At 59.2% G+C, this 16,457-nt stretch carries 6 protein-coding genes; 4 read left to right on the forward strand and 2 right to left on the reverse strand.

What is annotated here, in order from left to right; all coding sequences use genetic code 11:
• The first annotated feature begins 152 nt into the window (after positions 1 to 152).
• Complete coding sequence (locus tag CZ203_RS09050; protein WP_087065782.1) at positions 153 to 2,921, forward strand: response regulator; 2,769 nt, start codon at positions 153 to 155, stop codon at positions 2,919 to 2,921.
• A gap of 233 nt (positions 2,922 to 3,154) precedes the next feature.
• Here CZ203_RS09050 and CZ203_RS09055 read toward each other — a convergent pair whose 3' ends face one another.
• Entirely contained in the window at positions 3,155 to 4,609 is a 1,455-nt protein-coding gene (locus CZ203_RS09055; protein WP_087065783.1) for a GntR family transcriptional regulator, read from the reverse strand.
• A 195-nt stretch (positions 4,610 to 4,804) separates the two neighbouring features.
• Between CZ203_RS09055 and CZ203_RS09060 the strand changes: the two genes are divergently transcribed.
• The 3 genes from CZ203_RS09060 to CZ203_RS09070 all read left to right on the forward strand — a co-directional run bounded on the left by CZ203_RS09060 (position 4,805) and on the right by CZ203_RS09070 (position 12,354).
• Complete coding sequence (locus CZ203_RS09060; RefSeq protein ID WP_087065784.1) at positions 4,805 to 6,469, forward strand: putative bifunctional diguanylate cyclase/phosphodiesterase; 1,665 nt, start codon at positions 4,805 to 4,807, stop codon at positions 6,467 to 6,469.
• 401 nt (positions 6,470 to 6,870) lie between these two features.
• Positions 6,871 to 9,504: a hybrid sensor histidine kinase/response regulator gene (locus CZ203_RS09065; protein WP_087065785.1), complete on the forward strand. Its 2,634-nt coding sequence runs from the start codon at positions 6,871 to 6,873 to the stop codon at positions 9,502 to 9,504.
• 39 nt (positions 9,505 to 9,543) lie between these two features.
• The gene (locus CZ203_RS09070; protein WP_087065786.1) at positions 9,544 to 12,354 is read left to right on the forward strand and encodes an ATP-binding protein; all 2,811 of its coding nucleotides are present in this window, start codon (positions 9,544 to 9,546) and stop codon (positions 12,352 to 12,354) included.
• A 130-nt stretch (positions 12,355 to 12,484) separates the two neighbouring features.
• Here CZ203_RS09070 and CZ203_RS09075 read toward each other — a convergent pair whose 3' ends face one another.
• Positions 12,485 to 16,420, reverse strand: a complete 3,936-nt coding sequence (locus tag CZ203_RS09075) for an S-layer homology domain-containing protein (RefSeq protein ID WP_087065787.1) — start codon at positions 16,418 to 16,420, stop codon at positions 12,485 to 12,487.
• Positions 16,421 to 16,457: the final 37 nt, after the last annotated feature.

The following is a 16,457-nucleotide window of genomic DNA, read 5'->3' on the forward strand; positions in this document are numbered from 1 at the left end:
GTGAAACGGTTGCTATTTGTTCCTGATCTTGCTATACTGAATTATATATGTACATGAACTATTGAGGGTTTGAAAGGGCGCATGCTCCTTTGTCTGAATCCATTCACCAAAAAAATGTTCATTGTGATTCGTTTAGGATAGGCGGTTAGATCATGGATAATAAGTGTGTGGCGGGGCAGGATCGAGGGAATATAGAAAGCAGGTGCCCGGCAGCGGTGGATATGCTGAAAACGGGCATATTCTGCTGTCTGCTGGACGAAAATCTGACCTTTTGCTGGGGGAATACCAGCTTTTTCAGCAGTATCGGATATGCAAGGGAGGGCTTTTGCGCCAAATTCCATGACCTGCGGCAATACTATGCCGAAGCCCCTGGTGATTTCGCCGCCATCCGGCAGGCGGTGGAAAACGGCAGCCGCGAGATCGAGACGGCCATCCGCCTGCCCCTTAAAAATGGGGGATTTTCCTGGGCGCACCTGTATGGGACCATTGTGGAAGACCGCGCCGCGGGCGGGCGTGTGCTGCGGGCAGAGCTTGTCCCAATGGACGTGTTGGCCGCCGAAAAGGAAGGGCTGCAACGGCTTTATCAGCAAAAGCTCCAGTATTTCTACTTTATGCTGGACTCCTATGAGGGCAACGTCTATGTCAGCGACATGGAGACCTATGAGCTGCTGTATCTGAACCAGCGCGCCTGCGATGTCCTGGGCATACCCGCCGTAAAGGCGTTGGGGCGGAAATGCTATGAAGTGATCCAGGGGCGCACGTCCCCGTGCCCTTTCTGCACCAATAGCAAGCTGTGTGAAGAGGCCTTTTACGAGTGGGAATTTTCCAACCCGGTTTTGGAGCGCACTTTTATGATCAAGGACCGGGTCATCAACTGGGAGGGGCGCCGGGCGCGCCTGGAGCTGTCCCACGATATGTACAGCACGGAATACAAGCTGGCAAAAAAAGACCAGGAGCGGGACGCGCTGATCCGCAGCGTGCCGGGCGGACTGGCAAGGGTGGACGGACGGGATATGCGGACGGTCCTTTGGTACAGCGGCAGCTTTTTGGAGTTGATTGGCTATACCAAGGAGCAATTCGAGGGGGAGCTGCACTCCCAATATGATTATGTACATCCGGACGACATTGGACACGTCGCCGATGTGATGCGGCAGTCTAGGGAAACCGGGAAACCTACGGCGGTGGAGAGCCGCATCGTCACACGGGCTGGGGACGTGAAAATCCTGATGGTGACGTACAGCTATGTCAGCGGGGAGGACAGCTGGGACGGCGTGCCCTCCTATTACAGCGTAGGCGTAGACGTGACGGCGGAGCGCAAGGAGCAGGCGCGGCAGCGGCAGGCGCTGGAAGACGCCTGCAAGGCGGCACAGGTCGCCAACGACGCCAAGACCAACTTCCTTTCCTCCATGTCCCACGATATCCGCACGCCTATGAACGCGATTATCGGCATGTCGGTCATCGCCCAGGCGAACCTGGGATCCCCGGAAAAGATACAGGACTGCCTGAACAAGATCAACGTTTCCAGCCGGCATCTGCTGAGCCTCATCAATGAGGTGCTGGACATGTCGAAAATCGAGAGCGGGAAAATCGACCTGCTCTCCGAGCGGGTCTCGTTGCCGGAGCTGATCGAGGACGTCATGGATGTGTTCCGGCCGCTGGCGGCGGGAAAGCACCAGGAACTGCGTATTAACGCCGACCACGTGCGGCATGAGGCGGTAGTGACGGATCAGAACCGGCTGCGGCAGGTGCTGGTGAACCTGCTCTCCAACGCGGTAAAATATACACCGGACGGCGGCAGCGTCGGATTGCGGATCCGCGAGGTACCGTCCTTTGCAAAAGGCCGGGGGCAGTATGAGTTTATTGTCACCGACAATGGGATCGGGATGTCGGAGGCATTTATCCCCCATATCTTTGACCCTTTCTCCCGGGCGGAGGAGACCAAGGCCAAACAGATCCAGGGCACCGGGCTGGGCATGGCGATCACGCAAAATATTGTCCGTATGATGAACGGCACCATCGAGGTCAGAAGTACCTTGGGGAAGGGCAGCCAGTTCATTGTCGCCGTCTCCTTCGACCTGTGCGAGGAGAAGGAGGAGAACGACGAGGAGCTGTCCGGCCTGCCGGTACTGGTGGTGGACGACGACCAGATCATCTGTGAAAGCGCGGCGGAAATCCTGGATGAACTGGGTATGCGGAGCAGCTGGGTGCTGTCGGGGAAGGAAGCGGTCCGCCGCGTGGTGGCCGCCCATGAAGCACAGGACGGCTTTTTCTCCGTTATTCTGGACTGGAAGATGCCGGGGATGGACGGGCTCGAGACGCTCAAGGCCATCCGGAAAAATCTTGGCAGGGATGTGCCCATTATTATAGTTTCGGCCTATGACTATTCCGAGATTGAGGAGGAGTTCCGGCAGGCCGGGGCGGACGCCTTTATCACGAAACCGCTGTTTAAGTCTAAGATTGCCCATACCTTCCACCAGTTCTGCCGTAGTGGGCGCTCAGACGCCGCCGCGCTTCCCGCCGGGACGGCGACCGCCAGCATGGTGGGCAAACGGGTTCTGCTCGTGGAGGACAACCAGATCAACCGCGAGATCGCGGCCGAGTTGCTGGCCATGCACGGGTTTCTCATTGATCCGGCGGAGAATGGCAGGATCGCCGTGGATAAATTTGCGGCCTCGGCGCCCGGTACATACGACTGCATTTTAATGGACATCCAGATGCCGGTCATGGACGGCTACCAGGCGGCCGAGGCGATCCGGGCGCTGGGCAGGGGCGATGCGGCGACCATCCCCATCCTGGCGTTGACGGCCAACGCCTTCGCCACGGATATCGGGAAGGCGCACAGCGCCGGCATGAACGACCATGTGGCAAAGCCGATCGAATTGGATCGGCTGATGGAGACGCTCGAGAGATGGATCAAATAAGCCATTTCCCAATACGGACAGGCACGATGCTTTTAGCCATGTCCGGCTTCACAAAAGAGGGATCGGCCGGTATCCAAAATAGACATTTTTTAATGCACCATCCGGCACCTGAAAAAGCGGCCTGACCGCCCTGCGTGGCCGGGTAATGGGGGAAGGCCATCCGTCCAACAGAATAGATTAAAAGCTCTGTACGGCAGAGAAAAAGCCCTGGGGATTTTCCGCAGGGCTTTTTCTCAGGTTTCGCTCTCTGTAGGGACAAATATGTTTTCCACCCCCGCAATGCCAAGCCGGGATAGGATATTCACGTTGCTGCGGAGTTCATAGAGCATCAGCCCCTCCAACGTATTGGAAAACTGCGTGTAATCCGATTTTTCCAAGGCTCCGGTTAACGCGTCAAAATAAGGGTCGTAGGTCGCGTTGATGGCCTCATGGCCGCCTTTCATGCCCAGGAGCGCATAGCCCCAGAAGTGCTGCCGCAGCAGTTCGGCATATATGGTTCGTATCGCCTGATAGGGGGCGTGTTTTGTGATCAGGTCCAGGATGAAATAGGGCAGGGTCTCCCCGCGCCGCCACCGCTTGTGCGCCTTGAGTTCCTCGCACAGCCCCGCGGCCGAAGCGCCGTCAAGGGAGGAGAGCGTCAGGAGGGATACCTCCCGGCAGGACAGGGCGAACGCCTGGAGGGCTTCCGCCATATCCAATAGGCGCCGCTGGAGGACAGGGTTTGTAAAATCGCTGTTCTCTGTGACGCTGTCAAACGGCACAACCCGTGTACCCACATATTTTGCCGATTTCACCGCGCCAACGCTGCCCAGGAGTTCGAGCGCCCGGCGGGCGGTACTGAGCGAAACGCCGCGCTGCGTTGCAAGCGCCTGTTGGGAGGGGAGCAAGCTCCCGGCTGGATATACCCCGCGGCTGATCGCAATCAGAAGCTCCATGGCAAAGGTATAACAAAGCTGGCTTTTGGGGTAGGAGCTCCAGGCAAAAGCGATTTGCTGTTCCGGCGGTGGCATGGTGATTTTGGACGCATAGAACCGGTTGAGGGCTAGGGACAGCTGATCCATCGCTTGATCCGCCGTAACGCGCAGCGCGGGCCAGTCCTTATGCCGGCAAAGTGCCAGCACCTCCGGCAGATAGTCGGCAAATTGGTCAAAGTACCACAAATTTTCTTTGATACTGAAAAAGGGGTCGTGCATAAACATAAAGACCTGCCAAACAAGGCGCATGAGCAGGGTGTTCCCGAGGGCGCTGTATTTTTGGTTGAGATGTTCCAGCATTGCGTAAGGCGCGGCAACGGCCTCCCCGCTGGAAAGCGATTCGATTGCCCGCAGCGTCTCCGCGGAAGCGTTTTTCAGGCCGGTCCACTGCGCGTTGCCGAACAGGGGGCGCATGGCGCTAGCCAAATCAATGATTGCGGTTTTGCGCAGCGCAAAGAAGGACTGGATAAACCGTTCCGTCTCTTGGCTGCCATAGTTTACCTTTACCGTAGCGCCAACATTTTTCGACAGGGAAATATACCCCTCCTCTTTGAGTTTTAGGTATGCGGTGCGGACGGTATCAATCGACACATGGAGCCGTATGCTGGTTTCTTCCATAGTGGGGAGCTTGTCCCCACAGCCGTAAGCGCCAAATTGTATCTGGGTCAGTAAAAGGTTGTAGACGACTTTCCGTAATTCCGTGCTGTTTTCCAAAACATGCCCCTCCAGTCTGCAGCGAAATCCAACTTGCGATGGGTCTAGTATAGCATTTTTTACCCCACGTTTCCACAGCCTTCTTACCGCAACGCAAGGTTGCTATTGGGAAAGCTATTTGATATAATTCAATATATATGTATGTGAACAATTATCGTTTTCACGCCGGCGGGAAAAAAGAGGTGTAAATACGCAATGGCCGCAAAAAGGAACATCCTGGTAGTAGAAGACAATATGCTAAACCGCAGCCTCTTACGTGAGATATTGAAGCCTGGCTACGACGTTGTGGAGGCGGAAAACGGGCAAGAGGCCCTTGCGCGTTTACACGAGTATGCGGGGCATTTTTCCCTTATCCTGCTGGATATTGTCATGCCCGTGATGGACGGGTATGCGTTTCTGGCCGCGGTCAAGGAGGATGCCGCATTCGCCTCTATCCCGGTTATTGTCACCACGCAGAACGACGCGGAGTCGGAAGAGGTGGCGGCGCTGTCCTGCGGCGCGGCCGATTTTGTGGCCAAGCCGTATAAGCCGCAGATCATCCTGCACAGGGTCGCCAATATCATCCACCTGCGGGAGACGGCCGCCCTGGTCAACGAGTTCCAGTACGACCAGCTGACCGGGCTGTACAGCAAGGCCTTCTTCTGCCGGCAGGTGCGGGAGCGCCTTTTCCAGAACCCGGACAAGGGATATGACATTATTTGTTCAGATATCGTCAATTTCAAGCTGGTCAATGACATTTTCGGCATTGCAACGGGCGACCGGCTCCTGAGGACGATTGCGCAATGCTATCATGAAAATACCTATGGCGAAGGGATTTGCAGCCACTTCCACGCGGATCAGTTCGCCTGTATGGTCGAACACCATAGTGAATATACCGAAAATATGTTTCAGGATGTCTGCGCCCGGATTAACGAGATGTCCCAGATGCAGAATGTCGTGGTAAAGTGGGGGATCTATCATGTGAGGGATCGGACTGTCCCGGTGGAGCAGATGTGCGACCGCGCGCTGCTGGCAGCCCGGGGGATCAAAGGGCAGTATCAAAAGTATTTTGCCTATTATGACGATGTGCTCCGCAGCAAGCTGCTGCGGGAGCAGAAGATCGTCGACAGCATGGAACATGCTTTGGCGGACGGGCAGTTTGAAATTTACCTGCAGCCGAAATACCGGATAAAAGACAGCCGGATGGTTGGCGCCGAGGCGCTGGTCCGATGGAACCATCCGGAATGGGGGGTGCAGTCCCCGGCGGTATTTGTCCCGCTATTTGAGCGCAACGGGTTTATCACCCGGCTGGATCAATACGTCTGGGACAAGGCCTGCGCCGTCTTGCGGGACTGGGAGGGACGCGGCTTGCCCCCGCTGCCCATTTCGGTAAACGTATCCCGGGCGGACATCTATAATGTGGATTTGGCCAATATCCTTAAGGGGCTGATCCATCAATACCAACTGCCGCCCTCGCGCCTCCACCTGGAAATCACGGAGAGCGCCTACACCGAAAACCCGCAGCAGATCATCGATACGGTAAGCCATATGCGGGAGATGGGATTTGTCATTGAAATGGACGATTTCGGGAGCGGCTATTCGTCTTTGCACATGCTCCACAAGATGCCGGTGGACGTCTTGAAGCTGGACATGCAATTCATCCAGAGCGAGCCGGTAACGCCGGTCAACCAGGAGATCATGCGCTTTATCATGAACCTTGCGCACCTGATGGAACTGGGCGTGGTGGCGGAGGGCGTCGAGACGGCGGAGCAGCTGGAGCGCCTGCGCGAGATCGGCTGCGAATGTGTCCAGGGGTACTATTTTGCCAAACCGATGCCGGTGGAAGCCTTTGAGCGCCTACGGGCGACGTGCAATGCATAACAGCCGCAGCGGGTTCCGTAAGGCTATGGATATTTTTGAGACGGCCTATTTTCGGACGGGGTGCCGGGGCGTTGCGGCTATACCGTGGGGGATCACAAACGGCTGAGGGGGACGCGGCACAGGCGGCATGCCCCGGAGACAGCACCATGATGGTGGAAAAATCCATATGGTGGCGGGCTTCAACATAGGGCAGGCATCCGGCTTTGGCTCACGTTCAAGCGTGGCAGATCGGGGGGCGGGACGGCTTCCCCTGTGCCAGTGTGTTATGGATACCTAGTGGCGTCGCCGTGTGGTAGGCAACGCGCAGTGAAATTATGGGACAATAAGGACCTGTGGGGAATAGCCGGCGGCAGGTATCCAGGCATGGTGGGCGTGCGGCTGGAATATGAGGAGTAAAAGAGATGCACAAAACTGTCGAAGAAAAAGAGCAGTCCGTGATCCGGAGCCAGCGGATGAGCGCGATCAGCACAATAATCCTCATCCTGTTAATGCTTTTCTATCTGATCATGACTGTCAATACCTCCGCCAGCCTGGCGGCGCAGACGGAAATCATTTCAGACCATCCCTTCGAGGTGGTGATCGCCGCCGGGGATGTGAAGCTTTACGTCTCCGAGATGAGCCTGCGCACCGGACGGCTGGAGCGCTACTTCAGCCTTGATGACGTGGAATATGCCAGGGTCAATCTGGATGAACTGGATCGGCTGCTGGAGGCGCCGGTCGCCCGGATCGGGGAGCTGTATTTGGGTAACGCGGAAGACGTACAGGCGCTAAGGGAAACGCTGGCGCATTTGCAGACGGAGCGGGAAGCATATTTGGAGTACTGCGCCCGGCTTGATACCACGGGGGAGGAAATAGAGGCCTATGGGCAGGCGCATTTGCAGCCGCTCTATGACGAGGCGCTGCGCCAGACGGAAGGGATTATTAACGTTGCCCAGGCAAAAAAGGTGGGCTATGGAGAGACGGCGAATGCGCTGCGGCAGTCCAACCTGACCGCCTCTATCGTGCTGATGGCCTTGATGGTGGCCGTGCTGCTGGCGTCCCAATATGTCCTGCACCGTCAGCGGAAGGAACTGGTGTACCGCAGCAAACTTTTTGATAGCCTGTCGCTGAGCATCGACGACGCGTTCATCATCCGCGACGCGGACACCGGCACCATCCGCTACCGCGGGCTTAACCTGGAACGTATATTGGGCGGGCAGATGGAGGATCTGGAAAGCCTTTACCAAGGCCTGCACGAGGAGGATGCGCAGGCCTTGCGGGAACAGGTCGGCGATCCCGGGTTTGCCTCGCCCTTTGAAAAGCTCGTGGAGTATACCAAGCCCAACAAGGAAAAATGTTGGATGCTCATCCGGGTCTACCGGGTGGAGGACACCAAAACGCCGCAGTTTATTACGGTTTTTTCCGACCGCACCGAGGAAGTGCGCGCCCGTCAGGTGCTTCAGGACGCCATGCTGACCGCGGAGCGCGCCAACACGGCGAAGAGCGATTTCCTATCCCGCATGAGCCATGAGATCCGTACCCCCCTTAACGCCATCATCGGCATGACTACGATTGCGGCCGCGTCGGTCAAGGATCCCGCCAGGGTGGAGGACTGCCTAGCGAAAATCACCTTCTCCTCCAAGCACCTGCTGATGCTGATCAACGACGTGCTGGATATGTCCAAAATTGAGAGCAGCAAGATGATGCTGCAAAACGAGCCTTTTGACATTTTTGAACTTGTCAACGGGTACGTTTCCACCGTTTACGCCCAGGCCAAGGGCAAGGGTATCGAATTTGCGGAGGCCATGGAGGGCTTTGGGGAGGATACCGTCTTTATCGGCGACTCCCTGCGGCTGAACCAGATCCTCTTGAACCTCAGCTCCAACGCGGTAAAGTTTACCGCCCCGGGCGGCAGCATCCGCCTGGATGTCTCCCGGCACAAAAGCGGAAATACGACCGACGTCCTACGGTTTATCCTCTCCGACACCGGCATCGGCATGACGAAGGAGGCTGTCGAGCGCATCTTCCAGCCCTTTGAGCAGGCGGACGCATCCATCTCCAAACGCTTCGGAGGTACGGGCCTCGGCATGTCTATCACGAAAAACCTGGTTGCCCTGATGGGCGGCCAGATCCAGATCGAGAGCGAACCCGGCGTAGGGACTACGTGTATCGTCGACCTGCCCTTTGAAAAGGGCGGGGAGAGCCGTCTGCCCGAGCCTGATTTTGCGCAGCAAGGGCTGCGCGCGCTGATCGTGGACGACGAGCAGCAGGTCTGTGAACAGACCGCTGTGCTGCTTGAGAAAATCAAGATTGGCGCGGAGTGGCGCCTGTCCGGCGCCGAGGGCGTGGCGCGGGTGAAGGAGATGCACCGGGAGGGGCGGGATATCGACCTGTGCCTCATCGACTGGAAGATGCCGGATATGGACGGCGTCGAGGTGACCCGCCGCATCCGCCGGGAGGTGGGGAATGATGTCCCGATTGTCATGATCTCGGCCTATGACATCTCCGAGGTGGAAGAAGAGGCGAGGGCGGCGGGCGTCAACGGCTTCCTCCCCAAACCGCTTTACCGCTCGAGCGTCTATGCCACAATCAAGGCGGCGCTGGAGCACAAGGGCCAGCCAGCCGGCGCGGGCGAGGAAAAGCCCGCCGGCAAGCCGCTAGAGGGCTTCCACCTGCTGATGGCGGAGGATAACGCCCTCAATCAGGAGATTGCGGCGACCCTGCTGCGCATGAGTGGGGCAGATGTGGACTGCGTGGAGGACGGCCAGCAGGCACTGGACGCTTTCCTTGCCTCCAAGCCCGGCGGCTATGATGCGATCCTGATGGATGTGCAGATGCCGGTCATGGATGGGCACGAGGCCACAAGGCGTATCCGTGCGTCAAACCACCCGCTGGCGCACGCCATCCCCATCATCGCCACGACGGCCAACGCGTTTAGCGACGACATCTCCTCGGCGCTGGCGTCCGGGATGGACGCCCACGTCAGCAAGCCGCTGGATGTGGCGCAGCTTTGCAAAACGCTTGCGGATTGTATCCACAGGGGCGGCCACGGGTGAACGGGCGCCGCTGACCCGCTTAAAGGAGTACAGACGACCATGCGAAAACGACTGAAAAACTGGATGAGGAGGGGGATCGCCGCGCTCCTGATGATCCCCCTGGCTGCCGTGCCTGCTGCCGGTGCGGCAGCAGGGGGGCAGGGGTCACGCGTGCTCCGCGTCCCGTTCCCGCAGGTCGCGGGGCTGACCGAGACGGCGGAGGACGGCAGCCGCCAGGGGCTGGTGGTGGATTACCTGAATGAGATCGCCAAATACACCGGCTGGGAATACGAATACATCGACACCGACGGCGACCATATGATTGAGGAATTCCTAGATGGCAAGTACGATCTGATGGGGGGCAACTATTATTCCCCTGGCTTTGAGCAATACTTTGCCTATCCGGATTACAACATCGGGTACAACAAATCGGTCCTTTTGGCCAGGCTGGATGACAGCAGCATTAACAGCTACGACCTGCGCAGCCTGGACGGCAAGACCATCGGCGTGTACGAGCGGGCGGAGGAAAACATCCGGCGGCTGCGCGAGTTCCTGTCGATGCACAACTTGGATTGTAAAATCCGTACCTATGCCTATGAGCAGCTCCCGGCGGACGGGAAGCTCTACCCCTATCTGGCGAGCGGAGAGATAGACCTGCTGCTTGGGAATGGGTTTGAAAACCCGGAAGGCTTCCGCGTCGTCGCCGCTTTTGACTCGCAGCCCTATTATATTGTGACCAACGTGGGCAACCAGGAGGTTTTGGACGGGCTGAACATGGCCTTGGAAAGGATCGCGGACGCGAACCCGAACTTCAGCGTGGAGCGGTATTCGGCGCATTTCCAGGATCAGAGCGCCATTGACATCCGGCTCAATGAAGCGGAGCGGGATTATATCGAGGGGCGGGGCGCCATCACCGTGGCGGTTCCTGAAAGTTACCATCCCCTGTTTTGCCTCAATTCGCCGGAGAACATCCATGATGGCATTGTACCCGACGTCCTTGGCAAGGTGTCGGAGTTTACGGGGCTCGGCTTTACTTATGTTTATGCAGATACTTACAGCGAAGCGGTCCGCATGTTGCAGCAGGGGGAGGCGGAACTGCTCTGCTTTTATATGGGGTCGGAGGAGGAATCGGTCCGGCAGGGCGTGACTATCACGTCCCCCTATGCGGCTCTCAACAATATTGTGGTGCGCAACAAAGCAGCAACCTATCCGGACGAAGGCCTGGTTTGCGCCGTCGTCGAAGGGCAGCCGCTGCCCACCGGGATTACGGCCGCCGAGGTGCGGATATATCCCACAATTACCGACGCCCTGATCGCGGTGAACAGTGGCGAGGCGGATTTTACCTATGGCCTGGCCAGCCGGATGGAGTGGGATATCCAGCGCTACCATTTCTCCAACCTGGTGCCCGTGACCCTGGTCAACGACCGCAGCAATATCGGTTTTGCGCTCAGACGGCCGGCCGACCCTGACCTGCTGACCATCCTCAACAAGGCCATCAACAGCCTTTCTTCCCAGGAGCGCGCCGCAATCCTGGATCGGAACATGGTCTCCATTGGTACCAACAGTCTCTCGCTGATGGAGCTTATCTACGCCAACCCTATGACCTTCATCGCCGTGCTCTCCCTCTTCCTGCTGGTTCTGGTGGCAGCCGTGCTGGGCATTTACCGCGCCCGTATGCGGGCCGCCCTCATGCAGAACAACCTGGAAAAAGCAGAGGCGGAGAGCCGTGCCAAGGGGGAGTTTCTGTCCCGTATGAGCCATGAGCTCCGCACCCCCATGAACGCCGTGGTGGGTCTCGCAGACCTCACCAGCATGATGGAAGGGACGCCGGCCGACGTGCAGGAGAACCTGTCGAAGCTCCGTGCTTCCTCCAACTATATGCTCGGCCTAATCAACGACATCCTGGACATGAGCCGCATCGACAGCGGGAAGCTGATCCTCGCCCGCGAACCCTTCTCCCTGGAACGTATGTTGGATGAAATCCAGTCGATGATGGCGCCTGAAGCCCAGCGGCGTGGGCTGACGTATTCGCTACAAAAGGAAATTGTCCACTGCGGCTTGGCCGGCGATGCCATCCGTTTACGGCAGGTGCTCACAAACCTGCTGTCCAACTCCTTTAAATTCACCCCGGCCGGAGGATCGGTCCTTCTGCGCGTAACGGAGGATGCCGCATCGGACACGGCGGCCACCTTTACGTTCCAGGTGCGGGATACGGGCACGGGCATCTCACCGGAAGACCAAGGACGTATTTTCGAGAGCTTTGAGCAGGTTGGCACCAGCCACGCCAAGAGCCAGGGGACTGGCCTTGGCCTGCCCATCAGCAGCAGCATCGTCCAGAAGATGGGCGGCGAGTTGCGCGTCAACAGCCAGCCTGGCCAGGGCAGCGTGTTCTTTTTTACCGTTACCCTGCTGCTGGGCGATCCCGGGGTACCCCCTGCGGGCGGATGGGAAGGGCAGCCGGAGGGGATGCTGCTGGACGGCATCCATATTCTCCTGGCGGAGGATAACGACCTCAACGCCGAGATTGCGGCGCAGCTTTTGGAGATCCGGGGCGCAAAAGTATGCCGGAGCGCGGATGGCCGCCAGGCGCTGGAGCGGTTTTCAGAGAGCCAGTTGGGCGAGTTCCAGGCAATCCTGATGGACATTCAGATGCCCGGGATGAACGGCTTGGATGCCGCGCGCGCCATCCGGGCGCTGACACGGCCGGACGCGGCCACCATCCCCATCGTGGCCATGACGGCCAACACCTTCAAGGAGGATGTGGACGCGGCGATGGCCGCCGGTATGGACGGTTTCGTCCCCAAGCCGCTGGATGTGAACTACCTTTACCGCCTGCTGGACGATTTGTTACATAGCGGCGTTTCAAGGTGATGCGCAACTGTGTAAAGCCGCCGGCAGGAGAGGGATACGCAATTTTAGCACAAGGCAATAAGGCGAAAAAGAGGGGTTCGGGATAACACGGATTGTTATCCCGAACCCCTCTTTAGAATTTTCGCCGTTTTTACGCCGGATGCAGGAAGCGCTGCAGCATGGCGGCCGCTTCTGCGCGGGTAGCATGGGCGGCCGGGTCGAGAATCCCGGAGCCTCGCCCTTGGAGCACCCCTCTGTCGCACGCCCACGCCATGGCGGGTAGCGCCCAGCCGGATATTCGGTCGGCATCTTCAAAAGGTGACAACACCCTGCCTACATCTGCCGAGACGTCCTGCCCCTTCCATTCAGCCCAGCGGTAGAGGATGGCGGCAAGCTGCTCCCGGGTAATTAAGTCGTTGGGGCCGCACAGGCCGTTGCCATAGCCCTGCACCACGCCGGTTTCCGTTCCCCACGCCACCGCCTTTTCGTAGTAAGCCCCATGCACTACATCGGTAAAGGGGACGGCAGCGTCGGCCTCCGGTTCCCCGGCAACCCGCCACAGGATGGTGAACATCATTCCCCGGGTCGTATTCATGCCGGGGGAGAACGCATGGCCGGAGGTGCCCACCATCAGCCCCTTTTCATAGGCCTCTCGCACGCTGCCGTAAAACCAGTCGTCTTCCGTCACATCGCCGAAGGGGTTCCACGGAAGCCGCCCTGCGCCGCCTTCTTGGAACAGCGCCCGGATGGTGTGCGCGGCAGCGACCTTCTCGAAGGTGTAACTGTCCACCGCACCTACGCTTTTGCCGTCTACCAGCACGTCGGATACCACGTAGCCGTCCGCGGGATTTATGGTAAAGGCCTTCCGGCTATTGCGGCTGACACGTACCTTGCCGCTGGGGGAGATGGTCCCGCCCGTCCCCGCTGTGGCGGTGATGGTATAGCTGGCCGTGCCGCTGCCGCCGGAGGTAGGGGGCGTTGGGGCTGGCGCTCGATATCCAATCGCATAGGTGGAATAGCGGTTGGCGTACACATAGAGCATCCCATCCTTCCGGTAAAAGGTACCGTCCTGGCGGGAGGAGGCATCGGGGCGGATCCCCAGGCCTTTCAGCGGTTCGGCGTTGCCCTTGTGGCAGCGATAAACCGTGACGGCCTGCTTGCCGCTGGAATCGAAGGGGATCACCAGCTCCAGTACAGTGTTCAGCACATCAAGCGTTTCCGTTTCCGTTTGGATGCCGTCCAGTGTCTGCTTCCATACGGTGAAATCCAGGAATTCCAGTTCCTGCCCTTGCGCCAGGGCTTCGATCTTTCTTATTTGATCTTTCGCCGCCGGGTCGCCAGTTTCCCGGGGCTGGGCGGCCACCGCCATGGAGATGGTGACCGTCTTGCCGGGTTCCGCCCGCTGGGCGGCCTCTTGCTCCAGGCCGCCCACCACCACATGCGGGGTATCGGCGGTGTCCGCCACATCCACCACGCTGTTGATATCGGCCTGCGGCATGGTGATGACCTTCAAATCCACGTTGGCGCCGGAGACTGTGACCAGCACGGTCATGGTCTTGCTCCCGTACCCAGCCACCAGGTTGTAGGTACCGTCCGGCACACCCTCAATCGTATAGGCGCCCCGGCCGTCGGTCACGGTAGAAGGCCACTCGGTGACGCCCTGCTTGAGCGTTACCTTTACGCCTTCCATGGGGTTGCCGTCGCTGCCCTTCACGGTACCGCTGACCCGGTAGGCGGGCTCCTGGCTCCATATGGCGTAGAGGGTGACATGCCCCAAGGCCGCCCCGGGTGGATTAAGCACACCCTGTCCGTCGCCGTAGCGCACCGCTCCGGCTGGCGCGGTGCCCCAGCCTGCAAAGTTCCAGCCCGTCCGGGTGAAGGCGTTCGAGGGGAGTGCGGCCACTTGGCCATAGGTGCAGGGAAGGCTTGCCATCCCGCCGGTGCCGCCATTTGCATCAAAAGCCACAGTATAGGGGTTGGCCGCCCACTGGGCATAGACGGTGAGGTTGTCCAGCACCGGCGTATCTTTGGTAAAGGCGGCGCCGGCGCCCGCCGGCTGGGTGAACCATCCCGTGAATGTATATCCGGTACGGGTTGGCACGGGCGGCGTGATGGCTTCCCCGTAGGCCACGCCGCTTTGCGGCGGCACCGGATCGCCGCCCTGGGGATCAAACGTGACCGTGGAAATATATTGATACGGGTACGCCGCGGCAGCCACGGCCACGCCGCTTCCCAGGTAAAGCTGGTCTGCATCCTTGCTGCCGTTTGCTTTTGCCTGGAAGGTATAGCTGCCGCTGCCAGCAGCCCGGATCATTTGGGTAAAGTCGTATTCCTGCGCCACCGCCCTGGGAATGAGCTTCCAATCGCCAACCGCTTCGCCGTCTTTCAATAGCTGTACGCTGGTGGAGCCTGCGTTGTCCGTATTGACCCATGTGGCCTTGCCGGGCACGAGGGGATCCCAGGAAAGGGTTGAAGGGGGCTGCAGCTGGGTATAAAAGACCAGCCGGACGCTCACCCCAAGCCGCTTAGGGTTGATGACGTTTTCCGGCAGCAGGAAAGCCGCCTCTACCTCGACGATGGCTTGCTCCTTCTGGATGGGGTTCAGCGGCGGCCAGGACAGGCCGAGGACTGCAGGCTGCCCATCCGCTACGGCTTCCGCCGAGGCCGGGAGCATGGGACGTATTTTATCTAAATAGCTGGTACCCTTCGGGTGGCGCTGGCCGGGGAGCGTTGCATTCGCGATGGACTCCAGCAGATGCAATTCAGGAAGCGCCGCGGGGTCTGATTCCGGGCTGGACAGGCCGCCGCTCCCCAAGGCTTTCACGCCGCAGGTAAACTGGAACGTGGTCTTGCCTGGGTCTTTTTCCAGTTCCAGCAGCGCCGCCGCGTCAATGGCCTCATTCAGCTTGATGGACACCGTCCCGCTGGTTGCGCCGTTAGACGATACCACGGGTTCGCCCACTGGCTGGCCGTCCTCCCCGTAGAGCTGTACGGAATACCCTGTGGCGTTGCGCACTGCCGGAAATGCCACTTCATAGCGCCACTCTGTAGTGGGCAAAAGCTGCTGGGACGAACAGGTGAGGCCTTGCGGCGGATCCAGCGTCCCCACCTCCGGCGGCTCCCCTTGCCGGAACACGGGGTATTGCCCCTGTACGAACAGCCAGGCCGTATCGTCCCAGGCGCTGGATAAGGGGCTGCCGGAAGTCAGGTCGGATGTGTGCTCAGGAGTGGTAAGCCAAGGCTTATCGTCTTCTCCGATGGCGTCCTGCGCACCCATCTGCACGTAGTAGCACTCCTCCAGGTCTCCAGCGTCGGTTCGCCAGCCGACCACAGTGCCGATGGAGCCGCCGCCCTCCCTGCCGGTGACGGTCCCTTTGGCGTAGTAACAGCGGGTCAGGCTCCCGCCGTCCATCTGTCCCACAAGGCCGCCCACAACATCATCGCCGTTCACATCGCTCCAGGAGTAGCAGTCGGTCAGGACTCCGCCCGCCATACAGCCGACGAGGCCGCCCACCTGCTGCGCGCCGGAGACAGCCCCCTCGCTATAACAGCGGGAGACCGTCCCGTCCAGCATGTAACCCACCAAGCCGCCCGCAGTTAGGTTGTCTTCGCTGGGGCTGCCGGTCTGCGACACGGTTCCCTTCACATAGCAGTTTTGAATCGTCCCGGCGTCCATGCAGCCGACGAGGCCACCCACCCAGTAGCCGCCGCTGACGCCCTCGGGCGCCAGCTCAAGCCCCAGGTTTTGGATGCTCCCGCTGTCCATCTCGCTGATAAGGGCGGCAGGGCCTTCCGTTTCGCTTAGGGCGACCTTCAGCCCCCGGATCACATGGCCGTCCCCATCCAAGGTGCCGGTAAAGAACGGGTCATTAACGCTGTTCTGAACCGGCAGGGGGATCCATTCTCCATCCAAGGTAATGTCCTTCGCAAGCTTGTAGCTGCCCGCCGGGTTGCTGGCGATGGCCGAAGCCAGTTCCTCCGCGTTGGAGATCAGGACAGGCTCATCCGCTGCAAACGCCGCCATAGGCGTCAGCGTAAGCAGCAAGCTGGTTAGCAGTAGGCAGGATACGATGCGCTTCCGGTTCATATAGGGTCACTCCCTTTTAAATAAAATCCGGGTATAT

The organism is Intestinibacillus massiliensis (assembly GCF_900155735.1).
Lineage (GTDB): Bacteria > Bacillota > Clostridia > Oscillospirales > Butyricicoccaceae > Intestinibacillus > Intestinibacillus massiliensis.